Origin of the sequence: Arachnia propionica (assembly GCF_037055325.1) — a bacterium.
Taxonomy (GTDB): domain Bacteria; phylum Actinomycetota; class Actinomycetes; order Propionibacteriales; family Propionibacteriaceae; genus Arachnia.
The window spans coordinates 1,750,644-1,775,663 of record NZ_CP146373.1 but is presented as its reverse complement, the minus strand read 5'-3'; the positions used below and the strand labels follow the sequence as shown (position 1 = coordinate 1,775,663).

Sequence of the window (25,020 nt, the reverse complement as noted above, 5' to 3'; positions counted from 1 at the left end):
CACAACGTTTCAGGAACTTTCTTTTCGATCGAGGTGGCCGTGCAGGTGTCCGCCGTCTTTTGTCAGGAGACTGTTGATTTCTTGTGTGAGGGTGAGGGGCATGAGGTGTGAGAGTGTGTTGAGGTTTTCGTGACGGGGGAAGACGGTGCTCATGACCATTGGTAGGTGGATGTTGTCTGGGCTGATGAGGCGTCCGTGGTTACTGTGTTGGTAGTGGCCGTATAGTTTTTGGACCTGCCATCCGGGTAGGAGGGTTGGGTTGGTTTTGTAGGTGAGGATGCTTGGCCATCCTTTGTTGAAGCGTACGATATTTAGTAGTTCGAGGGCTATCCAGCGCAGTACTATGTCGCGGTCGGTGCTCAGTATTTCTGCTGGTCTTTTCTCGCCGCGTTCGGTGTGGCCGAAGCGCCAGCAGCCGTCCTCGATCCAGAAATGTGGAACCCAGTCAGAGTATGTGTTTGGGAAGATGAAACCGTCCTCGCAGGGTGTGGTGTGGCCACCCCGGGCTTGGGTCAGGTGTTGGAAATCCTGCCCCATGGTGGCGACGGGGTTTCCGTGTTCGAGGAGGTGGTTTAGGGGTTCGCCGTTGGGGGTGAGGTAGGCGTCCAGGACTTGGTCGGGGGTTAGGTGCATGAGGTGGGAGAGGGCCGCGAGTTCTGGTGCGTGGGGGAAGGTGGTGGTCATGTCCATCGCGACCGGGGTGCCGTTGGGTCGGATGAGGCGTCCGGTGGCTTTGATGCTGTAGAGCACGGTTTGTTCGGAGGTTTGTTCGGCTGTCCAGCCGTTCGCGAATCCGGGGATGTTTCGCAGGGGAAGGAGGTAGGGCCATTTCTGTTTCTCGCGGTATCTGTTGGTGATGCGGCAAATTAGCCAGCGTAGGGCCACGTCTTGGTGTGGGGTGCTTAGAGTGGCGGTGGGGGTGTCGTCTTGTCTCGTCTGGTATCCGATGTGGTACAGGCCGTCGGTGTCCCAGAACAAGACGCCGCGAACGTTTTGTTCCCGGCTGAAGGACAGAAAATCTTCTTTTTTGTAAACCCCTATGTCTGTGTCTGTGAGGGTGGTGATGAGTCGTTCAAGGCAGTCCAACAAAATCGGTGGCTCCCCTCAGAATTCCTTCGTTCAATAGTTTGCTGACGCTCAAAGCGTTTCCTTTAGAGTTAAAACTTGAGGTGTCCATCGTGATAAGGGTGGTATCCTCCGAAATTTCTTTCTCGTGATTTCCTGTGTTCGAGAAGCTTCTGATGCGCCGACTCTAAGGAGAGGAGGGGCGAGGAAAATCCGATGCAATCGCCATCCCTGATGATATTGCATATAACTCGTTCTCCCGGGTCCGCTTGGCGTCACGACGTACGCATCTTTATATGGAGCGATTTTCCAGTCATGTGGATGGATGCGGGTTGAGGGGTCCACCTTTCGAGAAAGTCTGGGAGCGTCTCGGTCGATTCCTATTCTTGCTGTTGTTCGTGGAGGTTCCTGACGCAATATCTCCAGAAGGACCACGAAAGGGGGCTATCGGCGTGGTTTCCTGCGCGGTGCATCCTGCGAACGCAGACGGGAAGCAGCCAGGGCAGCGAGAGTCCCCAGACAGCCGATTCCAGCGATGATTCCCAGAACCATCGTGCGCATCGGTCTTTGATCCTTCTGCGGGGAGGGAGGTGTCATGGTGGGCGCCTCCTGCGTCGCTGAGGTTGAGAAACGCGGGTTCGGAGGACCGGGCATGGCTCCATCGTTGGTGAAGGTGAGGGCGTCGTACGGCGCAATCAGACCCCAGCCGATTGTGTTGTCACGCATGGAGCGTGTAGGTCGCAGGGCAGTGGCCAGGATCCGATACTTCCAGTCCGCCGGGGTCTCGTCCGGATGGGCAGCAGCCACCAGTGCGGCGACCCCACCCACATACCCGGCGGCGTATGAGGTGGACGGCTTGTCCCCGGAGAGCACGCAGTCTCCAGCACCCATGAAGGTCGTGAGCACGTTCATGCCCGGTGCTGCCACGTCGATATGTGGGCCGTGTATTACGGCGTCCGACGGGGCTCCGGTGGTGTCGACTCCTGTCACCGCCAACGCATCGGAGTAGGCCGCCGGGTATTGCGGCACGTTGTGTTGCTTCGCAGGGGTCTGGGGATCCAGGTTGCCAGCCGACGCAACCACGAGGGCGCCTCGGCTGGTGGCGTACTCCGTGGCACTCTTCAGCGACGGATTGTCGACGGAGGAGGACAGGGCCACGACGATCACCTTCGCACCGTTGTCGGCGGCCCACTGGATTCCCGTGGCGGTGTGGGTGGGCTCCGGTCCGCGGGTCTTCTCGACCTCCGCCTTGTCATTCGCCTTCACGTGTACCCGAACCGGCAGGATCTGGGATTCCGGTGCCACACCAATCAGTCCGGAACCCTCGACCTCCCGGGCGCTGATCTGTCCCGCAATCGCGGTGCCATGTGGGTCCACGGCACTGCTTCCGTCCCCGCCCTCCATCATGTCGTAACCTGGCAGGAGCACGTTTTTGTTCTTGAAGTGGACGTTGTTGCCATCCACACCGGCGTCGACCACCGCCACGATCACCTTGTTGCCGCGTGAAATCTTCCACGCATCCTCGATGCCGAGCTGATCGAGTGCTGGTGGGCGCTGGGGCATCAGGGTTGGTTTGTCGAGCGTGCATTGGCTGGGCGTGGGTGTGGTGCTGTTCTCCTCGACGACCTTCGCAGGCACCAGAGCGTGGTCTGCCCGTGCGGGGACCGCAGACATCGCTGCCATCACCAGACCGCAGACCCCGCTGGCTAGGGTCCGGACGGTTGTGTCCCGCCATTGACGGGAACGCGAGTACCGGTTCGTCATTGTTCCTTCACCGTGTCCCAGACTTTCCCGGGATTCAATGCCTCTCCCTCGGGAATCAGCGCTGCCCACGGGGCAGGGACTTCGTACGCATTGCTCGCGTCGTAGTCCAGGCGCTTCAGGGTGTCGTCAGCTGGGGAACCGATGCCGTGGAGGGTTCCCAGATCGGATACCAAGGAGACCACGCCGAGGCTACCGCCGGACGTGGTGCGGATCAGCGCACCCGACCCGCCCCGGACCGAGGTGGCCGTTGGCGGATTCAACGAGTTGTTGGAGTTCCCGCCTTTGCTTTCCTGCTGTTTCGGGAGGGCCTCGGTGAGGTCCTGGCTGGTCATCGAGTAGAGCACGGAAGTGGAGGAGTTGTCGGGTTTTTTCGCGAGCTGGGCGCACGGCAGGGAGCCTGCTGGCATGGTGTCGTCGATGCTCTTCGGCCAGTCGGCTGGGGAAATGTTGGCTGCGTCGATGCTGACGATGTCGATCTTCGAGATGTCATCGAGTGTGGCGTTGAGCGGAGTTCCCGTCTTGTAGAGCTTGTCGGTGAGGTTCGTCAGCTGCGTGGCCTTCTTGTCGCCGATGACGACGTACCGTCTGGTGGAGTCGCCGCTCTTGACCTCGATGACGCTTCCGATGGTTGCCGCACTTAGCGACGGGGGCATCCCGTTGACAGGCCGACCGTTGCCCTCGAGGTTGAGGAAGTTCAGGTCCGAGCCTGGCTCGAAGAGGGAGAGCCACTGCGAATTGACCGTGGTCGGGGCGACGGAATCCAGGCCCAGGGCGTACAGCGGGTTGGGGGTCAGTCCGCTGGGGATCTTGTGTCTGAGGCCGTTGGAGATCAGAAATACATCACCGTCCTGAGACTTGACCAGGGCGCTGCCCCGGACGGTTCGCGCCGCTGGAAGCTGAGCCACCCACGTGTGTGGCTTCCCGGAGATGTCGCAGGAAAACCACTGGTCCGAGTGAAGCTGATCGGCCTTGGGAACGTCGTCCGGGATGCCGGTGATGCCGATCTGGGAGCCGCGCCTGATGCCGTCGATGGTAGAAGCGGGCACCTCGCTGGTCTTGTACTTGCCGGCTTCCGACAACAGACGGGCGGAGGTGATGTTGGTGACCGGACGCAGAACGCCCTGGATTGTGTAGTACCTCGCCCCGGTGCCCTTGACAACGATGAGGGTGGAATCCTGCCAGTCCTGGGGAAGGGTGGGAGCGAAGCGGCTCATGACGACCCCGACCCCCAGCATGATGGCGACGACGACACTGCCCACAATCAGGGGGATGAAGGGCGATTTGGACTCTAGCTCACGCCCGCCTGGTATCCCCGACGTGAACGCCGTGATCAGGCGGCGGCGGTTGTAACGTTGGGCCTCCAGGATCTCCTTGTTCGACGGCATCAGAGAACTCCCCAGACCAAAGCGGTCAGCGGCAGGATTGCCAACAGAGCCAGGATCCCTGCCGCATCCGCCAGCCGGGTCAGCCAGGGACGCAACTTCTGTGACACCACATTGGTCGCCAGCAGCAGGACCGCTGCCAGGATGATCGTGCCGAGGGTCCACGGCAGGGCCGAGGGGATCACCTTTGTGGTTGAGATGGCGGCGAAAATGGTCAGGAACATGCCCGTGAGCACGCCGATGAGCACCTCCACCGGAGACCGTAGCGACCGGGTGGAGAGCATCAGTGCCACACCGATGCAGGCCAGCAGGGTGACGGTGGTGGGCGAGGTGGTGAGCAGCGGGGACAAGACCACCATGGCCGCGGAACATCCGGCCTTCAACGAGATGACCAGCACACGTGCGCCACCGACGTGGGAGTACACCTGTGTCGGGTCGATCTTCTCGTCCTCCCCGTCCGTGTTGATGGTGACGGGCATCCGCGCCAGGGCCACCCATGGGGCGCTGAGCGTGATCACGACCAGCAGAGCCATGACCAGGCTGGCCGCGCGGTCAGGACGCAGGTTCATGAGGTACACCATGAGACCGACGAGACAGAAGGAAACACCCGCTGACATGGGTGCTGTCATGGAGATGCTCAGCTCCGGGGGAAGCACGAGAAGGGCCGTGGCGCCGGTCAACAGGCCGGCCCCGGCCATCGCCAGGGGAAGCGCGGACCAATCCCCCGGGGCGATCGCGAAGGCGGCGCAGGCGATCAGGATGGGTGTGGTGTGCCCCAGGGAGAGTGCCCCGGGACGATCCGGCATCCGCGCCACGATCGCGGTTGCCAGGGTGGTCAGGAGCGCTCCGCTGACGCCGATCACCGCCGTCAGGATCGGCTCGTGGGTGCCGGTGACCAGGAGCAGGGCCGCGAGCAGCACCAGAGCGGCTGAGGCGTGCGCCGAGAGCTGGACGGAATTGGTTTTCTTCCACGGCGTCGAGTTGTCGGCAACCGCTGTTCCGACGGCCTCGATGAGGTCGTCATATCGCTGGTCCTGGGCGTTGCTGCCCATCGGTTCGATAGTGAGAACCGCGCCGGGACGCACCTCTTGATCGGGCAGCGTCCGTGACTGGTTGAGAGCGTGGCCATCGGATGTGCGGACCGTGAAACCCTTCGTGGCAGTTCCAGAATCCAGCGGTCCCAGAGCCTTGACCATGGCGGGGACCAGCTCGGCCAGGGCGACATTGGGTGGGACCGACATGTCGACGGTGCTGCCACTCATGGCCAGTGAAACTGGCATGAGGGCGCCGGCGCTGGAGCTTCCGGTTGAAGGCATCGGGTTCCTTTGTCTGTTGAAGCTGGGGTTCGTCGTGTGGGTACTGTAACGAGGTCCGCGCTCAAGGTTACTTCCTCCGGGGGTGACGTCTGTATCCCACCGGACTGTCTGGGAGCCTGACCCGATCGTGCAGTAAAGTCTTCAGTGTCATCAACGGCGCGGCAGAAACTGTCGGTCGCACCGCACCCATCTCACTGGAGGATGTACATGTCAAGTAACTCGTATAGCGCAGGTGCAGGCGCAATTCTTGCTGGTGCCGACGCCAGCGCGACGGCTCGCAACGAAGTGCAGTCGAGCATCAGCGCAGTCGATTCGTCCGCGCAGGCCGTGCGCGGTGGCTGGGAAAGCCCCGCCTCCAGGGCGATGCTTGAGACAGTTGCTCGCTGGCGGGAATCTGCCGAGGGAGTCAACAATGAGTTGAACAACTTCGAGGCCAACCTGCGCTCCACGCAGACCGATTACAATGCGGCTGAAGACGAGCACCAGTCGACCTTCCAGAGCATCTCGTCCCGCATGGGCTGATTTTTCGGAGCAAAGGAGACACATCAATGAGCGAAGACATCAAGGTATCTTTTTCCGCCATTCAGCAGCTTGCAACCGACGTCCAGAACGAGTCGAACAAGATTCAGACCTCCTTGGATACCCTGGATGGTGAGGTCAAGAAGCTGTACGGCAGCTGGGACGGCCAGGCCCAGCAGGCCTACCAGGCTTCCAAGGCCAAGTGGGATCAGAAGATGGCCGATATGCACAGCATCCTTCAGGACCTGCACGGGAAAGTCGGGGAGGCTGGTGTTCAGTACCAGAACACCGAATCCAGGAACGCGAGCCGTTTCGAGGCCTGACCGCTGAAAGATGGGGCGGGAGCGAGAGCTCCTGCCCCATCTTTGTGCTGTCTCGCGCGACATCTCATGAGGGTAGGTAGCTCCGCGAGGGATGGTTTCGTCCCGCTGGTCGTGGACGCATTCTTGTCAGGGATTATTGTCCCGTCCGCCCATCAGGCGGGCGGTTTTTCTTTTCTCCGGGCACAAGGTCACCACGACCGTTGTGAAAGGGGAGCTGGGAGAGGGGTCTCGAGCTTTTGGTGTTTCTCACGCGTCCACGATTTTCATCGTTCGTTCCCCCAGGATGAGGGTTGTGCCGAACGGAACCGGGGTGCGTTTGCTGCTCTCCAGACGGGTCACTATGTTCTCTGCCGTGCGGATCGTGACCCCATTGGTGGAGAAGGCATCCTCCACCCAGGGGCCGGTGTCGGTGACCCCGACGCGCATGTGGGTGCGTGAAAGCGAGCGGGTGGGATCAGGAAGGGCAACCAGTCGCTCTCCCGCAGCAGCATTGCTGGGTTCGCGACCGATTACCAGGACGGCGTCGATCTTCTCCCGCTGCCCCGAGTCGACCACCAGCCATGCCACGGGTTCATCGTTGGCGGCGCTTGCCGGAGAGGCCGCGGAATGCTGAGGAGTCCGGACGGAGTGGGTTTGGGTGATGTCGGGGGCCTGGGCGGCGGCGCGGCGCGGACCCGACAGCTGATGTGCCTTGGGTAGTGGCGCTGCCTCCTCAACCGTGGAGGGGGCAGCGGGCTCGGACGTGGCCGGTGCCGGACGATTCTGGGTAGCGTTGTGACGCGCTTCCAAGGCTTCGTCGTGGTTGACGGCAGCCCTTCCGGGTGTCGAAGGCGGCGGGGTGCCGGTGGCGGATGTGCCTCCCGTGCCGGCGGATCCACCACCGACCGGTTCCTGAGACGGAGCTGCCTGAGGTGCCGCAGTGCTCCGCCAGACAGGCGGCTGAGGAGCACTGGGTTGGCTCTGGAAGGCCTGTGGCGCCGGCTGTCCCCAGGGCGCCGGTGGCGCAGCGACGGGTGCCTGTGGGGATGGCTGTTCCCAAGAAGTCAGTGGTGCTGCAGCGTTGTAGCCATTATCGACGGGGGGAATTGGCTGAGGAGCGCTCGGAAGATCCCAGGGTCCCTGCGCCTGAGGGGCTCCCGCCCAGGGCCACTGTGGCGTAGTCGGTGGTGTCACGGGGTTCGCGATGGGTGCGCTCTGCGGGAACGGGGATGCCGGATTGGTGAAGGACGGGTTCGGGACGGCGGCGTCGTGGCCGGGGGTGAAGGCCTGTGCAGCGGCGAAATCTCCGTACGGGGAGAAAGCGCTCTGGGTGTGTGTCTGTTCCGCCGTGATGGCGGGTTTACGCAGATCTGCCGAGGCAGTACCGCAGATGCGATCCATCCAGTCCTGGCCGTCGCGACCCAAGAGGATGCTGATCAGGGGACCCAATGCAGTGATGTGGAGCAAGGTCATCAGCATCGAGCGGACCAGCTGACGTTTCAGGCCGGGAGCTCGGGACGTGCCCTCGGTGACAGCCGCAGTGCGGGTGAGCAGGGCGCCGGGCGTGCGACCCGTGCGGGCGCGGAGCAGGCTGAACACCACCGCCATCTGGAGCACGACAATGCCGGTTATGACCAGAGAGGGGAACAGCAGCCAGACCAGGCCGGCAACGGCTGCGACACAGACCGCATCCGTCAGGTAGGCACACGCGAGTTTCGCCCCGCTGGCGGGAGCGAGAACCCCGGTGGGGGCCGTGGATGTCGTGGTCGGCAGGAGGTCGGGCCCGGGCGAGGGGAACCCGGTCTGGGGAAGGTACTGGGCTGGGTAGGTCTGGGTCATGATGTCATCTGTCGGACGAGATCGAACAGCCCGGCGGCGTAGACCGCTGCTGGTAGGAGAAGGAACACGGAGAACGTCTGTGTGATGTCGGCCATGCGCCCGATCAGCGCTGAGGGACGTGCCTTGGCGAGCGCCGTGGCGGCGATGCTGAGTGTCGCTGCCATGATGGTCAGGATCAAGGTGGTGATCTGCGACCCCAGGGCCTGGGATGTGCTGGGCGTGGTCAGCGTCGCGATGAGGATCAGCAGGGCACTGATCCGGGGCAGGATCCGTCCCAGCCTGTCGCGTCGGGCACGGGGCACCAGCGCCATGCTCAGGAATGCGGTGACCATCATGACGGTGCCGACGACTCCGGTCCACTGATCGGCGCCCATCGTGCGTGAGGCCGGGAAGGCGGTTATGCCGACGGCGCTGCAGCACACGATGAGCAGCAACTGATCACGGGCCGTGGCCTCGCTGATTGTGCGGCGGATCTTGCCGGCGGTGATGGGGGAGGGTGGTGCGACCTGCGGAGCCCGCACGGTCGGTGCGGACGTGGTGACGGTGGGTAGGTCCAGCAACTGGGTCTCCGGGATACGGAACGCGAAACTTGGAATGGTCGAGACCGCGATCGTGGCCACTGCCATGACCAGGGGGGCGACCATGGTGATGGGAATGTCCCACATGATGACGAACGACGCCAGAAGACTGACCGCTCCCCACACGGCTGCGAGGGTGGCGCTGAGAGCCGATTTGTCGATCAACCAGATGCACAGTGCTGCCATCAGCGCTGTCCAGGTGGTCACCGCGACCGCCAGTTGTGAGAGAAAAATCGTGGAGGGCGGCAGGGCGGCTGTCCCGCAGATACCGATCAGCGTCGTGGTGGCCAGGAGACCTGGGGCGGTGTTGCGGAGTCGCCACCACCGCAGCGAAACAGCCACCGTCACTGCGCAGATCACGGCTGCCGTCACCCTCAGGGCCACTGGAACGAACCACCACCCGAGGGCGGGGCCGATCAGGCAGGCCGTCTCGATGCTCGTCATCAGAGTGAGGAACACGACGAGAACCAGGGTGGGTCGCAGCCAGGGCGAGGCGGCACGGGTTGCGACCTGTTTGGCGATGGTGGCGCTTTCGACGCTGCCGCTCAGAGTCAGCACGGCGCCGGACGGCAGATCGGGGCCGATGACCTGCTCCAGCCCTACCGGGGTGCCGTCCGGGTGGGCGAGGGTCATGGACGTCGGATCGATCTCCAACATGCGCATCAGGGAGGCCACCGTCGTTCCGACCGGGACAGCGACGTCACGCTTGGACATGCCGTGCAGGACCGTGGTCGACGCGAGAGGCGTGGACATGCGTTCCTCCATGGTGCTGGATCGGTGATCTGGGCGGCTCGGGCCGAAGTGTGACCCATCGTATGACGATAGTATGGGTGCCGGCTTCGACGGTACCTAGACCATACGACGTGATCAGACCACACGAGACGGGGAGTACTTTGGGAATGGCCCAGACCAAGCAGGGTGAGGCTAAGGCCCCTGATCTTCCCACCGGGCAGATCGACATCCAGGCGCCCCCCGATCAGCCCGAGGCTGCGGGCATGGGAAGCGTTTTGATGACCGTTATCCCGATGATGGGTTCGATGGGCGTCATGGTGTTCATGGCGATGTCCCAGGGACAGAACACCAGGATGCTGCTCATGGGGGGTGGCATGATCGTCGCCATGCTGTCGATGGTGGGGTTCAACATCTATCGCCAGGTCTCCGGGCACCGGCAGAAGATCGACACCCTGCGTCGCGAATACCTGACCTATCTGAGCGAGACCCGCACGACCGTGCGCATCGTCACCCGCAAGCAGCGCGCCTACATCGGTTGGCATCTGCCCTCACCGGATGCGTTGGTGCTGATCGCCCAGGAAGGCACCCGCCTGTGGGAACGGGAGGCGGGCGACATGATGGCCATGCAGGTGCGGCTGGGTACCTCCTCGCAGTCGCTAGCGATGGAGCTCGTTGAGCCGGAAATCGCCCCCCTCGCCAAGCCTGACGTGGTGTGTCATTCCGCGATGCGGCGGTTCATCGACTCACACTCGATGGTTGACGAGATGCCCTTCGGCGTCATGCTCGGCGACTTCAGTCACGTCGACGTCGCCGGTCCGGCCGGTGCGACGCGCTCGCAGGTGCGGGCCATGCTCATGCACATGACGACCTTCGCCTCCCCGCAGGCCCTGCGTGTCGCGGTCGTGTGCTCCGAGGCGAACCGGAAACACTGGGAATGGGTCAAGTGGCTGCCCCACGCCCGCTCCACGCAGGTCAGCGATGCCCTGGGGCCGGCCCGCATGGTGGTCACCGGTCCCGGCGAGCTGGAGGAAATGCTCGGTGAGGAGTACACGGATCGCGGCACGTTCCGGGCACGTTCGGAGGCGACGGCGTGGCCGCATCTTTTCCTGATCCTCGACGGCATGGACCTTCCGGTCAACAGCACCCTCGGCGGTTTCGGGGGGACCGAGGGCGTGACGGTCGTGCGGACCATGACGTCCTGGGGACCGATGACTTCCCGGTCGACTCTGCGCATGATCCTGCATCCCGGGCAGGAGGACGGGGACCGCGGGCAGATGGAGCTGCTGCTCCTCGACCAGGAACCCATCATCGCCACCCCGGACGTCATGGGGGAGGCGCAGGCCGAGGCGGTCGCGCGGCGCATGGCCCCGTGGGTCACCGAGGAACGTCCCGAATCGGAGTCCCCGGTTGGCAAGTCCGATCCGAAACGTTCCCAGGACTTGACGGAGCTGCTGGGCTGCGGCGACATCCGCGACTTCGACCCGGACAGGCAGTGGAAGCGGCGTGAGGGTCGCGATCGGCTGAAGGTGCCCTTCGGGGTGACCCCTGAGGGTGTCCCGGTGGCCCTCGACATCAAGGAATCGGCGCAACAGGGCATGGGCCCGCACGGCCTGCTGGTCGGTGCTACTGGTTCCGGCAAGTCCGAGGTGCTGCGAACGCTGGTGTTGGCGATGGCGTTGACGCATTCGCCGGAGCAGTTGAACTTCGTCCTGGTTGACTTCAAGGGCGGCGCGACCTTCGCGGGCATGTCGGATCTGCCCCACGTGTCGGCCATGATCTCGAACCTGGAATCGGAGCTGTCTCTGGTGGACCGCATGCAGGACGCCCTGCGTGGTGAGATGGTGCGTCGGCAGGAGGTGCTGCGTGACGCAGGCAACTACGCCAACGTCACCGACTACGAGGCGGACCGGATCGCGGGAAAGCACGACTTCCCGCCCATGCCCGCACTGTTCCTGATCCTCGACGAGTTCTCGGAGCTGCTGAGTGCGAAACCCGAGTTCGTGGATCTGTTCGTCGCGATCGGGCGGCTGGGACGTTCGATGTCGATCCACCTGCTGCTGTCCTCGCAGCGCCTGGAGGCGGGACGCCTGAAGGGCCTGGACTCGCACCTGTCCTACCGGATCGGTTTGCGCACCTTCTCCGCGAGCGAGTCGCGTGACGTCCTGGGTGTGCCCGACGCCTACGAGCTACCGTCCTACCCCGGCGTCGGCTACCTGAAACCGGGCACGGACCAGATGATCCGTTTCCGAGCCTCCTACGTGGCCGCCCCACCCCCCACCCGGAAGGCGGAGACCGTGGCTCGGGAAGGGGGGAGCACGGGTCCGGTCACGATCCTGCCCTTCACGACCGAGCTGGTCGTCAAGGAGGAGGAGCCCGTGGAGGAGCCCGTCGTCCCCAGCGGTCCGGTTGTGAAACCCGGCGACGAAAAGTGGGACGACATGACCCAGATGGATATAGCCGTCGCCCGGATGAAGGGCAAGGGCATGCCGGCCCATCAGGTGTGGCTGCCGCCGCTGGACGTGTCGGACACGATGGACTCGATGATGAAGGACCTCACGGTGGTCCCGGAGCTGGGGTTGATTTCTCCGTCCTGGCGGGCCCGCGGGCCGTTGTGCATCCCTGTCGGGATCGTGGACCTTCCCTTGGAGCAGCGCCGCGACATTCTGGAGTTCGACTTCTCCGGCGCCAATGGCCATTTCGCTGTGGTCGGCGGGCCGTTGACGGGCAAGTCGACCACTCTGCGGTCGGTGGTGATGGCGCTGAGCCTGGTGCACACCCCGAAAGAGGTGCAGTTCTACGTCCTGGATCTGGGCGGTGGCACCTTCACACCCTTCGAGGGTGCGGCCCACATAGCGGGTGTGGCGACCCGTGACCGCCCGGACGTGATCAACCGGATGATGGCCGAGATCGAGGGCATCATGAATGATCGCGAGAAGTATTTCCGCGCGAATCGCATCGACTCGATGGACACCTACCGGCAGGGACGGTTCGACGACGGCTACGGGGATGTGTTCCTCGTGATCGACGGATGGGCCGCCATGAAAACCGACATCGAGGGCCTGGACATGCGCGTGATGGCGCTGATGGCGCGTGCCCTGTCGTTCGGGGTGCACGTGATGGTGTCTTCCAACCGGTGGGCGGATTTCCGTCAGCAGGTGGCGGATGCTCTCGGGTCGCGGCTGGAGCTGAGGCTCGGCGACGCCAGTGACACGAAGTTCAACCGGAAGGTGGCGGCAGGGGTTCCCCTGGAGCGTCCCGGTCGCGGCCAGGAGGTGGGCACTCACCACGTCCTGGTGGCGCTGCCTCGTGCTGACGGCGATCACGACCCCTCGACCCTCGGTAAGGGCGTGGCGACGACCCTCGAAGCCATCGCGAAGGCCACGAAGCCGGGACCGAAGCTGCGGCTGCTACCTGGACGGATCACGGTCAAGGAACTGCTGGATCAGCCGGCTGCTGCGCAGGGGCTCGTGCTGGGGGTGGAGGAGTCCCGCCTCGGCCCGTTCATGTTCCATCCTCGTCAGGAGAGCCACCTGTTCTTGTTCGGCGACGCGAAGGCGGGCAAGACGACATTCCTGCGTTCGATCGCCCAGGAAGTGGTGCGCACGCACAGCCCAAAGGACGCGCAGATCTTCGTGGTGGACTATCGGCGTTCGTTGTTGGATCAGGTGCCGGAGGAATACCTTGCCGCGTACATGACGAACAAGGACGAGGCCGAGGAGAACCTCGGCGGCCTGGCCGAATACCTGAAGACGCGCATGCCGAACGACAAGGTCACATCGAAGCAGCTGCGTGACCGTTCCTGGTGGACGGGCGCTGAGGCCTGGGTCCTGGTCGACGACTACGACCTGGTGGCGTTGCAGGGACGCAACCCGGTGGCGGTACTGCAGCCGTTGATGGCGCAGGCCCAGGATGTCGGCCTGCACGTCATGGTGGTTCGTCGTATGGGTGGTGCTTCCCGGGCGGCCTTCGAACCGGTGCTTCAGGCGATGAGGGATTTGGGGACGACCGGCATTCTCATGTCAGGCAGTCCGGATGAGGGTGCGATCATCGGCAGGATCAAGCCCATGAAGCTGGATGCGGGTCGCGCCCAGGTGATCTCACGTGACGCGGGTAATTTCTTGGCCCAGCTGGTGTGGTCGGAGCCGAACACCTGAGCCGGGACGACGTCCCGTCCGCCCTGGGCGGGACGCGCCAGGACGTTGGTCAGAGTGACCCACCGGGACGCCACACACCCACCCGGGGGGTGCCGCCGTCCTCGGGCCGTTCGGGTTCGTCGGTGATGCCGTAGACCTCCTGGAGTCGGGAGATGGAGGGGTCGTCCTCGCCGAGGTTTTCCTGGGCCAGTGTGACGACTGCGCGTCCCGCTTCTTGCCGGGCCTTCTGGTAGGCCTCCAGGATCGCTTTCCGGGCCCATGCCAGGTCTTGCCCGAGGTCGAGGTCGATGAGGGTGCCGGCTGAGTCGACGGTTACCTCGATGCCGTCCACGCTGCTTCTGCCGCGCACCTTCTCCGTGCCTTGCCGGAAAGCCGTGGCTGCGGCGGCTCGTTGATGTGCGGCCTCGATGTCCACGTCCAGTTGTGCCAGGCGTTGGTCGAATGGGTCCATCGTGATGGTTCTCCTTTCGGGATGGATCAGTCGGGTCGCGTGTCATCGGCTTGTGTGCTTGTGTGTCGGACGATTGTGTTGTGTGAGGAAGGTGACCCGGTGTCCTCGACGTCAATCGGGCCTTGTTCGTAGTGTACTGGGATGGCAGCCGCTCAGGTGCGTCGAGAGATGTTTGATTGGCATCTTCTCTCCTCGGGAGGAATGCGCGACATCCCACCTTCAGACGCGATGGCGTGTGAACGTGGCGGATCGCCGTACGGCATGTCACCGGCGGCGTTGCTCAGAATGCGGTGGCAGCAGGAGAGGAGAGTGGGCTTTGAGCGCTGGACATCCTTATTGTTCTCGCGGGATTCCAAGTTCGGGAATGTGGAGGTTCATATCCCCGGGATCGTGTTCCAAATCTGGTGTTCTGCTGGGGTAGCGCCAAGCCTGGTAGGTGAGGTCGTCGGGTGATGGGATTCCACCGATGTCTCGAAGGCGTAGGGTGCTTGCTTGAACGGTGTTCATGATGATGCGGCTCGGGGTGGGCCAAGGGAGGTTCTGGCGCCACGTTGTTGACCCGTCTTCGGCTGGAGCGAAACCGAGGCGTTCCAAGTCATCGCGTTGCTGGGCTGTGAAGATTGCCATGTCTTCAGGAACATTTTCCCCACAGAGCTCAGCTATGATGTCGTCATTTCCTCCGTACAGGGCGTTAAGACCGGCGAATTGTACGAAAGGGAATCCTGTTTTTCCTTGATCATCCCGTGCGCCGATGATCAAGACCGTCCGCGACGCGAGATCCGTTATCGTTACGAAGAGGCGTGTTTCAAAATCTGACCAGATCATGGAAGCTCTCGATGGTTGTGGCGTGTCGGGTACATGCTGACCCTGCTAGCAGGGGGCTGTTCCCTGCGGTGTGATGAATGTTGTGTAAACTTTGTTGGTGTTCCTGGTGACTTCTGCTATTCCACTCAAAGGGAGAGACCAAGCTATCATGGGGTTCTTCTCTGGGATGGCTCGGATCGGTTTCCCCCAAGCCTGTGAAGCAGAGGTGACGTAGTCAATAAAGGAATCGTTCAGGGCGGCCCGTAGGGCGATGCCTTCCAAGGCGGGTTTGACCAGAATAAAGGAGATTGATCGGACGTCTCCCGCTCTGTTCTTTAGGACCACCACGTCCCGTTTTCCGGCTGTGAAGCTGTACTGATAGCCAGTGAAAGTCCAGCCCAGTTCTGGAGCAAGATCGGTGAAAGCGTCGAGGGTCATCGGCCACGGCACATGGGCAAGCCTTTCCATCCATGTCACGAAATCGTCACGTGTGAATGCATTCATCAACTTCTCGTGTCCCTCGAGGTGTGTTCGGGATGATACTTCGATCGCTTGTCTTTCTTGTAGGCTATTGGTGTGGTGAAGCGTTCGCAATATGCGGTGTTGATGGGGCAGGGCTGTCCTGTGGCATTGTTGATCGCGGTGGCGACGGCTTGGGTGAGTCGAGTAAGGCCTTCCGTGGTGGTGGATGAGGTCCATTGGCCGTCGTCGGTGGGAAGGAGTTGTTCGACGATTTCAAGGGTATGCCCGGCGATTTCTACGAAACGTCCGGTGAAGAGGACGGTGCCGGGAAGCAGCGCTACTTCTTGGGCTTGAGGTACTGCTGAGAGCGGGGTTACGTCCCTTCCGGTATGGAGGATGACGGCTGCGATGCCAGGGCTGGTCAGGCCGATGGTGGCCACGGTCAGGTCGCGGCTGGTGGCTGTGATGTTCTGAGTGACCAGAACGCTTGGGGCTGTTGCGCGAGGGGTAGTGATGCCGCGGAAAGTGACGCCACCAACAGGAGGTAGGTGACGTATGCCTTCGATGGCGTTGGCCAGACGTTCCTCGGGTGTGGGCTCATGAGTGTGGGAGGGCGGGGTCTGGTTTGTCATGCATGGCTCCTGAGAGGTTAGCTGATAACCCTGTGGGGTATCCTAGCTGTTGTGCCCCTTGGGTAAAGAGGGCTATGAGGGTTATTCACAGACGGCGCGTCAACCAGCGAAAACTCTAGTCAGACACATCGTGAGGATAGCTGTGAATAATCCTCTATATGCAAACCATGAGGCTTATTCATAGGGGTGTTTTGGTTTTCTTCAGCTAGCGCTTTGTCCTAAGGGGGATGTGAGGGCGGCTTGCCTAATCTGAGACAATTCAAGGTGTAGAAAAAACCCTCAGATAAAAGACAAGCCGCTGCCATGAATGTTACCACAAGCCTTGACCGCAACCAGATCCTCAACCTGTGCGAACTGATCCATACATCCCGTTCCGGAAACCTATCCGGCAGCAAGATCTCGCACCTTGGGGTTGTTTCGCTGTATCCAGATCCATTTTGTTAATGCTTAGACACAATCTCACCCAGGAGTTGCTGGCCGACATCCACATGGTCTCCCAAGCCACCATCTCGAGAGTGGTGGCGGTCTACACGAAACCACAATACAAGCCGTCACCGGACTCATCTTCGTCTACACCCCATGAATAAGCCTCATTGACAGTACTTTGGTGCCTTGCTGGTCGTGGCGCGAGTATCCCTGAGCCGTACTCAGGTAAGCATCAGAAGACGGGAGTGAGCCTGCAGGTGGCTTGTGCCTTGGTTCGAAACATTGCCCGGCTCTTCCTGCTTCCTCATGATGCGAAGGCCATTAAGGAAACCGTATTCTTTGCAGCCATCTGGGTTGAGGCGAGCAAGGTGTGGCTGCGGCGCGTGCGATGCTGCAATTATTGCTGCTCTCGCGGGATTCTAAGTTCAGGAATGTGGAGTTTCTTGTCGCCGATGTCGTTTGCATTTTTGGTGCTGTCGCTGGGGTAGCGCCATGCCTTGTAAGTTAGCTGATCGGGTGATTCGATGCCGCCAATATCTCGTAGACGCAGGGTGCTTGCCTGGACAGTGTCCCAAATGACACGACTCATTGCTGGCCACGGAAGCCTTCGCTGCCATGTCACCCCATCGTCGGACGGAGTGAACCCGAGCTGCTCCAGATCATCACGTTGCTGGGGTGTGAAGGTTGCCATGTCCCCCGGGACATTCTCGCCACAAATCGCGGCCACGAGGTCCGTATTCCCTCCATACAGGGAGGCTTATTCATGGGGTGTAGGCGAAGATGAGTCCGGTGACGGCTTGTATTGTGGTTTCGAAGGTGTTGTAGGGGCGGCGGTAATCGGTGTGGAGGACACGCCAGGTTTTGAGGTTCGTGATGACGCGTTCGATGAGGTAGCGGATGCGGTTGATGGTCGTGTTGTTTCTTTTATCGGTGTTGGTGAGTTCACCATGGGCGGGTTTCTTCGCGGGGGTGATCATTCCCAATCCGATGTAGCCCTTGTCCCCGATATGACTTTGACCATTGAGGGTTGTGAGGAATCCGGATTCTGTGATGGCCTTTGCATCATGCACACTACCTGGCAGGGGTGGGGAGATCCAGGCGAGCTGTCCGGTCAGGGTGCAGGCCACTTGCAGGTTCACTCCTGTGGTGTGGTGTTTGCCTGAGTACAGTTCGGGACGGTCGTGCCACGACCAGCAGGGCGCCAGAGTACCGTCGATGATGTACTGACGGTCAGGGTCGAGGTCCCCCGTGCCGGGCACCCAGGCTTGGAGGGCCTCGGCGATCAAGGGAGTGTAAACCGTAATCACCCTCGAGATGGTGGCTTGGGAAACTGTGTGGATGTCGGCCAGTAACTCTTGGGTGAGGTTGTGTCTGAGTGTTAACACAGTGATTTGGATACAGCGGAACAAGCCTAGGGCACGGGATCCTGCTGCCGGATAGGTTTCCGGAATGGGATGTGTGGATCAGTTCACACAGGTCAAGGATCTGATCACGCTCAAGGATCGTGGTAGTATTCACGGCAGCGGCTTGTCTTTCATCTGAGAGTCTTTGTAGTAGAACACTTTGAATTGTCTCAGATCGGGCAAGCCGCCCCCACATCCCCCTCGGATAAAGCGTTAGTTGGAGAAAGCCAAAACACCCCTATGAATAAGCCTCAGGGCATTGATTCCGGCGAACTGCGCGAAGGGAACTCCGGTTTTCCCGTGTCTGTCCGATGCGCCAATGATCAAGATCGTCCGAGCGGTGAAATTTGTTATTGTGGAGAAAAGATTTACTTCAAACTCTTGCCAAATCATGAGACCTCACTGAATACTGCTCGCGGGCGATGAAAGGGAATGGGCGTCTAGTAGAACCTTGCTCCTTGAGGTGTGAGAAATTTCGCATGGATCTTCTCTTCGCTTCTGGTGATCTCCGCGATGCAGGCTTGCGGGAGAGTCCAAGCTGCTACGGGGTTTCTTCCCTGTACTGTCCGTATGGGTGGTCCCCAAGTTTCCGAAGCGGCTGCGACATAGCCGCTAAAAAGATCGTTCAGCTTGGAGAGTAGTTCCACCCCTTCCAGAGCGGGTTTGGCTAGAACAAAGGAGATCGTGTGGACGTCGCCTGCTTTATTGTCGATGACCACCACTTTTCGTGTGCCTATAGCGAAGTCTGCTGTGAAGCTGTACTGATAGCCAGTGAAAGTCCAGTCCAGTTCTGGAGCAAGATTGGTGAAAGCGTCGAGGGTCATCGGCCACGGCACATGGGCAAGCCTTTCCATCCATGTCACGAAATCGTCACGTGTGAATGCATTCATCAACTTCTCGTGTCCCTCGAGGTGTGTTCGGGATGATACTTCGATCGATTGCCTTTCTTCTAGGTTATCGGCGTGGTGAAGCGTTCGCAATATGTGGTGTCGATGGGCAGGGCTTCTGTGGCCTCGGCGCCAAGGGCTGGGTTTCTTGACGCTCTAGCTTTTCTCGGGTTCCTCGTCTTGGAGGAATACCTGATATATCGAATCGATATCCGCGAAGGCGGGGGAAAACTCAACGCATTTATCATCTTTCACGAAATACAGGCAGTTTCCCCTTCGCCCCCCGCTGCGAGCTATGATGAAAACTTCTTTATATCGACCAATGCTCCAGTCGTTCAGGGAGGTTACACGAGCGGCGGGATTTTTTCTCGCCCGCCAAGCACTGAAAGCCTTGAATACTTTTTCTTTGGTCTCTTTGCTCAGTTCCAAGGTCCACTCCTTCCCCTTGGAGTCTATCGAATGTTGAATCATGACATCTACGGTCCGGATATTATAGCCATATTTTGGAGGCTAGTCTCCAATCATTCCCATTTTTGTCTTCTCAGCGGATCCTGCCGTTCTCCTCCACGTAGGTATTGAACCAATGGTCTCCCGAAGTTTTTCGGCTGGATCCGTTTCTTTTATGTAGGCTCACTCACGGTTGCCGCTAGGCGCGACTTGGCTAGGTGTTTTAATGACTCGAAGATGGCTTGTGTATAAGCCTTAGTGTGGTATTTGATGCCGTGGGGCGGAGTCAATGTGTCACTTGTGGGTTCCTGTCTAGGAGGATGGCGGTGTGGCGAGGTAATTTCGGAAGGAGCCGCCATCCTCCAGCAGGAAATTGTCGATGATCTGCTCAGGAGTGCTGGTGCGAGATGAGAATATACGTTCAACTTCCAAGGGCTTGACATGAGTGCTTTCAGGACCATCTCCAAGACGGTTCCTTCCGGGGAGACCAAGGTGCCGCGGGTCCTGTTGTGTGTTTCTTTCACAGTCCAGCCCATGGCGATTTTCGGGAGAGGGCTAGTGAAGAGTAGTGGCCATTTTTTCCTTCTGCGGAAGATGTTCAGGGTTTCAAATGCGGCCCAGCGAAGCACCAAGTCTTGATGGGGGCTGGAGATGTCTTCGCTTCTGCTTTCGCTGCGTTCTGTGGTTCCGTAGTGCCAGCAGCCGTCCTCGAGCCAGAAGTGTTTGTTCCAGTCTATGGTGAAGCCTTCTGTGTGTACCGATGCAGGTTCGGTGTGGGCGTCGACCATTCGCTTGAAGTCTGCACCTTGGTTGGTGACGGGGTCTCCGTGTTCGAGGAGATGGTTCAGGGGGCCGCCGTCGGGGGTGAGGTAGGCGTCCAGGACCTGGTCGGGGGTTAGGTGCATGAGGTGGGAGAGGGCCGCGAGTTCCGGGGCGTGGGGGAAGGTGGTGGTCATGTCCATGTCGACCGGGGTGCCGTTGGGTCGGATGAGACGACCGGTGGCTTTGACACTGTAGACCACGGTTTGTTCAGAGGTTTGTTCGGCTGTCCAGCCGCTCGCGAATTCGGAAATGGTTCGGAGGGGAAGGAGGAAGGGCCATTCCTGCTTCTTGCGATACAGGTTGCCGGTGCAGCAGATGAGCCAGCGAAGCGCGACATCGCGATCGGGAGTGGCGAGAGCTGCTGTTGGTTCCATGGGCCAGCGTAGATAGCCAAAATTCCATGCCTCCTCTGTGCCCCAGAAGCGGACGTTATTTATGTTTCGTCCGCGGTGAATACTCAGAAACCCCTTGTCATCATGAGCGCGAACCTCAACCTCACGCAAGGATGTGATCAATCTGCTAATGCAATCCGTCATAGTTGGTATCTCCTCTTAAAATTCCTTCTTTTAATGCTTCTTCTGCACTCACGGCGCGGTTTGAATCATTGTAGATTTGTACTTGCCGTGCGCCGCCTGGTGAGTCGTGCCATGGAGCGACGATTCCCGTTTCGATCCTGTAGCCCTCTGGCCAGTATCCTGTGAGCTTATACTGGTAATAAGGCTTGCAGGCAGATCTGGGATCGATAGATCTTTCCGAAAAGCTAGATACGTGGTCTCCATCGATGGCCCCAAAATATTTTCCTCCTGGATCTCCTACGCGATCTATGCGGTCACCATATTTCTCGATGTAATTGTCGATCTTGTATTCATTTTCGATCGAACCAGAATTCATCCCATTGGTTACCGGACCGTCGGGGTCGCTTTCTGGCCAATAGCAATCCGTTTCGTTGCGTCGGTATTTCTCCGCCTGGTCGTTATAAGAGTTGGGTAGGTCCGTTTCTGGATTGGTTCCGAAGTGGTGAGTCGGATCCTCAATCAATCCGTAGCCGTCGTCCAGCGCTTTCCCTACCTCGGCATGTTCTCCAGTGTAGTGCGATGGCAGTTCTTCGTTGACCTGCCTGACGTCATCGATGGTTTCCGAGGGTCGGTCTCGGAGCCTCACCAGTTCGGGGTCTGTAACGTCTTGTTGTGGTTGTCTCCGCCATTGTGGCGGCTAGGGAGCCCTCGGTGCGGGCCCTTGGCCTGCGAGCGGCGCCAGGTCTGCTCGGGCATGTCGAAGAGCTGGCAGAGCCTCACGGTCAATATGTCCGCTTTCATGCGGATCACCTTGAGGTCTTCGAAATGCCCAGTCGGCCTCCAGTCGACTTGTTCCACGCTCTGACCTCCAAGGTCTGCCTGGCCTAGTGTCTGGGGCAACTTGGCGCCCTTGGCCTCTAGCTACTCTTCCCGAGACGACGGACCGAACCAGCCAGCCACCAGAGTGGTCCTGCCGGCCTCCATGAACTCGGCTATTCGCCATCTGATCGACTACTCAGTGACTTTCTTTCTGCATAACAGCCCTGCCGCATAGTCTGACGCGCGACAAGAACAGGCTGCCATCCCCTTGTCGATGCGCGCCTCTTTAAATAACTTGCGCGGCTATCCTCGAGTGTGATTTGACTAGGGATCTGCTGGTCGATGTGTCGTCTGTGAAGGGTCGCCTGGTTGTTTTCTGCGTCGAATATCGCCGCCTCCGTAAAGCCTTCAAAATTACAATGCAAGCCATCGAGGCTTATTCACAGAATCCCAAAGATGATCCCTGTGATGGCGTTGACTTTGGTTTGGAATGTTGAGTATGGGCGGCGATAGATGGTGTGGAGGATGCGCCAGGTTTTGAGGTGCGCGATAGCTCGTTCGATGGGCCATCTGATGTGGTTGATTCGTTGGTTATAGTCTTTTTCCAGCCCGGTTAGTTTTCGTCCGGGTTGGGCCCTGGCCGGGGTGTGGAGTCCGCGGCCGATGTAGCCTTTGTCAGCGATGATGTTTCTAGCTTTTAGGTGCCTCAGGATTTCGTGGGTATCGAATGCTTTAACGTCATGGATACTCCCATCGAGGATGGGTGAGATCCACTGGAGGCGTCCGTGGGTGTCAGTGATGACTTGAACGTTGACACCACTGTGGCGGCGCTTGCCTGAGAAGATAGTCTTCTCGGCTTTCCATCTCCAGCAGGGCAGGAGCGTACCGTCGATCAGGAGGGCGGTGTCCTTGGGTACCTGCCCCAGGCTCGGACGCTCTTCTGCTAGACAGTCAGCCAACAGTCCTGTTACAGCGGTGATGGCCCGGCTGATGGTGGATTGAGACACGCTGTGACTTTCAGCAAGCTCAGCCTGGACGCGGTTTCGTCTCAGATACTTCAACGTCACCTCGAGTGCTCCTATGATACCTAGAACTGTCGGAATCCGCACCGGGTTTTTGTCTTGTTTAAGGCTGTTGCGTATTGCCGCCTTGAGGCACTCGTAGAGGGCGTTGAACTGATCGTCAACTAGGCCTGTGCTATTATACATTCAGCGGCTCGTTTCGTTAATGTTTTATTCAACACCTATTCTATCTGAAACGAGCCGCCCAATCTATTTATTCAGGATGCGTCTCTAATGGCAGCTGGCCGTTCTGTGAATAAGCCTCATCGCGTGAAATGTTTCTTCTTTTCGCGTCTCTTCGCGCGAAGTAAAGTTCGGACCCTCTTTGCTGGAGGTTTGTAGTGACGGGGTGGCGTCCTTTGAATTCCTATTCTTGTGAGTTCTTGCGTTCGAGAAGTTTCTGATACGCCTTCGCCAAAGAGAGGAAGGTCACGGAGAATCCGATGCAATCGCCGTCTCTGACGAGATGCATATAACTCGTTCTCTTATTCCCGCTCGGCTTCACAATGTGAGCGTCCTTGTATGGAATGACTTCCCAGTCATTTGGATGGAGTCGGGTTGAGGCATTTACGTTTCTTGAATACCAGTCGGCAAAAAAGTCAAATATTTCTTTATCTGTCTTGTTTTCCAAGGTCCAATCCTCTCCACTCGGATTCTTGTGAATTTCGAATCATCGCATCTAAATTCCAGATATCATCATCATATCTAGGAGGCCAGTCGGCGGTTATCCCGAACTGTTCATCGGCCCAGCGAAGGTTTCCGCTATCATCTACGTAAGCATTAAACCAGTGCCCTCCTGCCTCGTCGCGAGAAACTTTGGGAACGTCCCAGTCAACTCCTACGATCGCTACTGTACCTGGGGGTTCCTGGCGCAATCTTTCCCCCAAGGTATCGTAAGCTGCGTTGGTGAATTCCTCAGGATCAACATGCCCATCTTCTTTGGGCCGTGGGTTGGTTACTCCAGGTTCTGGCTGTGCTCCACGTATGTCATACATTTCAGCGCTCTCACCTCCAAGCGAATCACCGTGTGCAGTGAACCGTCCTGGGTTTCTTGGAGGCTCTTGGTTTTGGGAATGAGGATGGAGTTATGCCGAAGGAAATGGTGAATTGGGAAGCCGACGATGCGTCGCTACTGTGAGGAGGAGAAGGCCGCCGTGGTGCGGATGGTCAGGACGCTGCGAGCGGAGCTTGGTGTCACACGGGGGATGGTGAAGCGCGTCGCGACGCAGCTGGGTTACGGGGTTGAGTCCGTGCGGGCGTGGGTGAAGCAGGCCGATATCGATGATGGTGTCACTGCGGGTGTGAGGTCGGCGCAGGCGCAGCGTGTGAAGGAGCTTGAGCAAGAGGTCTGAGAGTTGCGGCGGGCCAACGAGGTGTTGAAACGGGCGGCGTCTTTCTTCGGGGTGGAGCCAGGCCGCCACTACCGGAAGTAGTCACGTTCATCGACGCGAACAAGGACGACCTGGTTGAAGGCCGCAGGCTCGGAGTCGAGTTCATCTGCAGAGTGTTGCAGGTGGCTCCGAGCAGTTACTACGCCGCCAAGGCCCGCGAGCTGTCTATTCGTGCCCGGCGGGACGAGGCGCTGATCCTGCAGTTGATCGAACTCTGGGAGGCCAGCTACCGCGTCTACAGGGGTCTGTAAGCTCTGGAAGACAGCGCGCCGAGCGGGGGTCGTCATCGGTCGCGATCAGACGGCACGATTGATGCGTGCCGCCGGTATCGAGGGCGCACGGCGTTCGAAGCGAGTGAAGACCACAAGGTCGCAGCCAGCGTCGGCGCGGCACCCTGATCTGGTGTGCGGCGGGAGTTCACCGCGACCGCTCCGAACCGGCTCTGGGTGACCGAGTGGACGTTCGTACCCACCTGGGTGGGTGTCGCCTACGTGTGTTTCATCGTCGACGCGTTCTCCCGGATGATCGTGGGCTGGCGGGTCGCGTCGCATATGCGCACCGAGATGGCCCTCGACACGATTGAGATGGCCCGCAGGTCCCGCGCCGCCATGATGATCTGAGGTGTCATAGCGACGCGGGATCTTAAGTTCACCTCGATTCGCTACGGCGAACGTCTGGCAGAGATCGGTGCGGCACCCTCGATCGGGTCGGTCGGCGATTCGTATGACAACGCTCTGGCCGAGACGGTGAACGGGTACTACAAGGCCGAACTCGTCCGCGGACCCGCCCGATCCGGACCATGGAAGAGGGTCGAGGACCTCGAACTCGCGACGCTTGGATGGGTGCACTGGCACAACACGCAGCGCCTCCACGGCTATCTCGACGACGTCCCGCCCGTCGAGTTCGAGAACACGTTCTATGCTGTACAACACGACCACAACCTGCCGGTCGGAATCAAACAGGGAAAACCTCCATCAAACCCAGCGCGGTCCAAAGTCCTTACTGTCGATACCACGTACTGATGTGGTGCCGGGCTTCCGTGGCCGCGGTGCCAAGGGTGCAGAGATGAGCCTGTTGTGTCACCTTAGTCTGGAGTTCGGTACAGTGCGAGGCAGCTTTTGCGCCTGTCTGTGGCGCTTGTAGAGAGCATAAGTGGGCGGCTGGCTTTCGAGTATCGCGATCCAGAGGACGTGCCTGGCTCACCGTGCACCAGCCCTGCCGCAGGTGCCATCGCTGAAGAGCTTGGGCG

The 25,020-nt window shown here is 60.0% G+C and carries 22 protein-coding genes and 1 pseudogene; 5 read left to right on the top strand and 18 right to left on the bottom strand.

What is annotated here, in order from left to right; translation table 11 throughout:
• Positions 1-9 precede the first annotated feature (9 nt).
• The 4 genes from V7R84_RS08235 to eccD form a co-directional block, all read right to left on the bottom strand.
• Positions 10-978, bottom strand: coding sequence for a hypothetical protein (locus V7R84_RS08235; RefSeq protein ID WP_338567877.1), 969 nt, complete (start codon positions 976-978; stop codon positions 10-12).
• A gap of 531 nt (positions 979-1,509) precedes the next feature.
• The gene (locus V7R84_RS08230; protein WP_338567876.1) at positions 1,510-2,829 is read right to left on the bottom strand and encodes a S8 family serine peptidase; all 1,320 of its coding nucleotides are present in this window, start codon (positions 2,827-2,829) and stop codon (positions 1,510-1,512) included.
• Positions 2,826-4,214, bottom strand: a complete 1,389-nt coding sequence (eccB, locus tag V7R84_RS08225) for a type VII secretion protein EccB (protein WP_338567874.1) — start codon at positions 4,212-4,214, stop codon at positions 2,826-2,828. The genes V7R84_RS08230 and eccB overlap by 4 nt, the downstream gene beginning before the upstream one ends.
• On the bottom strand, positions 4,214-5,527 hold the full coding sequence (gene eccD, locus V7R84_RS08220) for a type VII secretion integral membrane protein EccD (RefSeq protein WP_338567872.1): 1,314 nt from the start codon (positions 5,525-5,527) through the stop codon (positions 4,214-4,216). Before eccD ends, eccB begins: the two co-directional genes overlap by 1 nt.
• Positions 5,528-5,734: 207 nt before the next feature.
• Here eccD and V7R84_RS08215 point away from each other — a divergent pair, with 207 nt between their 5' ends.
• On the top strand, positions 5,735-6,049 hold the full coding sequence (locus tag V7R84_RS08215; protein ID WP_338567870.1) for a WXG100 family type VII secretion target: 315 nt from the start codon (positions 5,735-5,737) through the stop codon (positions 6,047-6,049).
• Positions 6,050-6,075: 26 nt separating this feature from the next.
• Positions 6,076-6,369 carry a WXG100 family type VII secretion target gene (locus tag V7R84_RS08210; RefSeq protein WP_338567868.1) on the top strand — a complete coding sequence of 98 codons (294 nt, stop codon included), beginning with the start codon at positions 6,076-6,078 and terminating at the stop codon, positions 6,367-6,369.
• Between the two features lie 246 nt (positions 6,370-6,615).
• On the opposite strand, the gene V7R84_RS08205 is transcribed toward V7R84_RS08210, so the two are convergent.
• Both V7R84_RS08205 and V7R84_RS08200 read right to left on the bottom strand, forming a co-directional pair.
• On the bottom strand, positions 6,616-8,187 hold the full coding sequence (locus V7R84_RS08205) for a hypothetical protein (protein WP_338567866.1): 1,572 nt from the start codon (positions 8,185-8,187) through the stop codon (positions 6,616-6,618).
• Positions 8,184-9,518, bottom strand: coding sequence for a hypothetical protein (locus V7R84_RS08200; protein ID WP_338567864.1), 1,335 nt, complete (start codon positions 9,516-9,518; stop codon positions 8,184-8,186). Before V7R84_RS08200 ends, V7R84_RS08205 begins: the two co-directional genes overlap by 4 nt.
• Positions 9,519-9,628: 110 nt before the next feature.
• Here V7R84_RS08200 and eccCa point away from each other — a divergent pair, with 110 nt between their 5' ends.
• Positions 9,629-13,651, top strand: a complete 4,023-nt coding sequence (gene eccCa / locus V7R84_RS08195) for a type VII secretion protein EccCa (protein ID WP_338567863.1) — start codon at positions 9,629-9,631, stop codon at positions 13,649-13,651.
• Between the two features lie 49 nt (positions 13,652-13,700).
• On the opposite strand, the gene V7R84_RS08190 is transcribed toward eccCa, so the two are convergent.
• The 7 genes from V7R84_RS08190 to V7R84_RS08160 form a co-directional block, all read right to left on the bottom strand.
• Complete coding sequence (locus V7R84_RS08190; RefSeq protein ID WP_338567862.1) at positions 13,701-14,102, bottom strand: hypothetical protein; 402 nt, start codon at positions 14,100-14,102, stop codon at positions 13,701-13,703.
• Positions 14,103-14,435: 333 nt separating this feature from the next.
• Entirely contained in the window at positions 14,436-14,927 is a 492-nt protein-coding gene (locus V7R84_RS08185; RefSeq protein WP_338567861.1) for a TY-Chap domain-containing protein, read from the bottom strand.
• A gap of 45 nt (positions 14,928-14,972) precedes the next feature.
• Complete coding sequence (locus V7R84_RS08180) at positions 14,973-15,410, bottom strand: DUF6301 family protein (RefSeq protein WP_338567859.1); 438 nt, start codon at positions 15,408-15,410, stop codon at positions 14,973-14,975.
• Positions 15,410-16,000 carry a hypothetical protein gene (locus tag V7R84_RS08175; protein ID WP_338567857.1) on the bottom strand — a complete coding sequence of 197 codons (591 nt, stop codon included), beginning with the start codon at positions 15,998-16,000 and terminating at the stop codon, positions 15,410-15,412. Before V7R84_RS08175 ends, V7R84_RS08180 begins: the two co-directional genes overlap by 1 nt.
• Positions 16,001-16,823: 823 nt before the next feature.
• Positions 16,824-17,177: a TY-Chap domain-containing protein gene (locus V7R84_RS08170; RefSeq protein WP_412728116.1), complete on the bottom strand. Its 354-nt coding sequence runs from the start codon at positions 17,175-17,177 to the stop codon at positions 16,824-16,826.
• 10 nt (positions 17,178-17,187) lie between these two features.
• Positions 17,188-17,811 (bottom strand): transposase family protein, encoded by a 624-nt coding sequence (locus tag V7R84_RS08165; protein WP_338567853.1) that lies wholly within the window; start codon positions 17,809-17,811, stop codon positions 17,188-17,190.
• 458 nt (positions 17,812-18,269) lie between these two features.
• Positions 18,270-18,719: a DUF6301 family protein gene (locus V7R84_RS08160; RefSeq protein WP_338567852.1), complete on the bottom strand. Its 450-nt coding sequence runs from the start codon at positions 18,717-18,719 to the stop codon at positions 18,270-18,272.
• Between the two features lie 72 nt (positions 18,720-18,791).
• Here V7R84_RS08160 and V7R84_RS08155 point away from each other — a divergent pair, with 72 nt between their 5' ends.
• Entirely contained in the window at positions 18,792-19,295 is a 504-nt protein-coding gene (locus tag V7R84_RS08155; protein WP_338567850.1) for a hypothetical protein, read from the top strand.
• A gap of 41 nt (positions 19,296-19,336) precedes the next feature.
• Here the strand turns inward: V7R84_RS08155 and V7R84_RS08150 are convergent, their stop codons facing one another.
• The 5 genes from V7R84_RS08150 to V7R84_RS15475 form a co-directional block, all read right to left on the bottom strand.
• On the bottom strand, positions 19,337-20,488 hold the full coding sequence (locus tag V7R84_RS08150; RefSeq protein WP_338567849.1) for a hypothetical protein: 1,152 nt from the start codon (positions 20,486-20,488) through the stop codon (positions 19,337-19,339).
• Positions 20,489-20,504: 16 nt separating this feature from the next.
• Positions 20,505-21,146, bottom strand: coding sequence for a TNT domain-containing protein (locus V7R84_RS08145; RefSeq protein WP_338567848.1), 642 nt, complete (start codon positions 21,144-21,146; stop codon positions 20,505-20,507).
• Positions 21,143-21,301 (bottom strand): hypothetical protein, encoded by a 159-nt coding sequence (locus V7R84_RS08140; protein WP_338567846.1) that lies wholly within the window; start codon positions 21,299-21,301, stop codon positions 21,143-21,145. Before V7R84_RS08140 ends, V7R84_RS08145 begins: the two co-directional genes overlap by 4 nt.
• Before the next feature lie 458 nt (positions 21,302-21,759).
• Complete coding sequence (locus V7R84_RS08135; RefSeq protein WP_338567845.1) at positions 21,760-22,527, bottom strand: transposase family protein; 768 nt, start codon at positions 22,525-22,527, stop codon at positions 21,760-21,762.
• A gap of 464 nt (positions 22,528-22,991) precedes the next feature.
• Positions 22,992-23,375: a toxin glutamine deamidase domain-containing protein gene (locus tag V7R84_RS15475; RefSeq protein WP_412728049.1), complete on the bottom strand. Its 384-nt coding sequence runs from the start codon at positions 23,373-23,375 to the stop codon at positions 22,992-22,994.
• Between the two features lie 92 nt (positions 23,376-23,467).
• Here V7R84_RS15475 and V7R84_RS08130 point away from each other — a divergent pair.
• Positions 23,468-24,730: pseudogene (locus V7R84_RS08130) on the top strand (IS3 family transposase); the annotation flags it as partial.
• Positions 24,731-25,020 lie beyond the last annotated feature (290 nt).

What these genes read in the sequence shown, in the direction of transcription:
- V7R84_RS08215 (WP_338567870.1), top strand. Translation starts at nt 5,735, where the DNA reads ATGTCAAGTAACTCGTATAGCGCAGGTGCAGGCGCAATTCTTGCTGGT.
- V7R84_RS08230 (WP_338567876.1), bottom strand. Translation starts at nt 2,829, where the DNA reads ATGACGAACCGGTACTCGCGTTCCCGTCAATGGCGGGACACAACCGTC.
- V7R84_RS15475 (WP_412728049.1), bottom strand. Translation starts at nt 23,375, where the DNA reads ATGTATGACATACGTGGAGCACAGCCAGAACCTGGAGTAACCAACCCA.
- eccD (WP_338567872.1), bottom strand. Translation starts at nt 5,527, where the DNA reads ATGCCTTCAACCGGAAGCTCCAGCGCCGGCGCCCTCATGCCAGTTTCA.
- V7R84_RS08190 (WP_338567862.1), bottom strand. Translation starts at nt 14,102, where the DNA reads ATGGACCCATTCGACCAACGCCTGGCACAACTGGACGTGGACATCGAG.
- V7R84_RS08185 (WP_338567861.1), bottom strand. Translation starts at nt 14,927, where the DNA reads ATGATCTGGTCAGATTTTGAAACACGCCTCTTCGTAACGATAACGGAT.
- V7R84_RS08140 (WP_338567846.1), bottom strand. Translation starts at nt 21,301, where the DNA reads ATGAAAGCGGACATATTGACCGTGAGGCTCTGCCAGCTCTTCGACATG.
- eccB (WP_338567874.1), bottom strand. Translation starts at nt 4,214, where the DNA reads ATGCCGTCGAACAAGGAGATCCTGGAGGCCCAACGTTACAACCGCCGC.
- V7R84_RS08160 (WP_338567852.1), bottom strand. Translation starts at nt 18,719, where the DNA reads ATGAATGCATTCACACGTGACGATTTCGTGACATGGATGGAAAGGCTT.
- V7R84_RS08180 (WP_338567859.1), bottom strand. Translation starts at nt 15,410, where the DNA reads ATGAATGCATTCACACGTGACGATTTCGTGACATGGATGGAAAGGCTT.
- V7R84_RS08200 (WP_338567864.1), bottom strand. Translation starts at nt 9,518, where the DNA reads ATGTCCACGCCTCTCGCGTCGACCACGGTCCTGCACGGCATGTCCAAG.
- V7R84_RS08175 (WP_338567857.1), bottom strand. Translation starts at nt 16,000, where the DNA reads ATGACAAACCAGACCCCGCCCTCCCACACTCATGAGCCCACACCCGAG.
- V7R84_RS08205 (WP_338567866.1), bottom strand. Translation starts at nt 8,187, where the DNA reads ATGACCCAGACCTACCCAGCCCAGTACCTTCCCCAGACCGGGTTCCCC.
- V7R84_RS08210 (WP_338567868.1), top strand. Translation starts at nt 6,076, where the DNA reads ATGAGCGAAGACATCAAGGTATCTTTTTCCGCCATTCAGCAGCTTGCA.
- V7R84_RS08135 (WP_338567845.1), bottom strand. Translation starts at nt 22,527, where the DNA reads ATGTATAATAGCACAGGCCTAGTTGACGATCAGTTCAACGCCCTCTAC.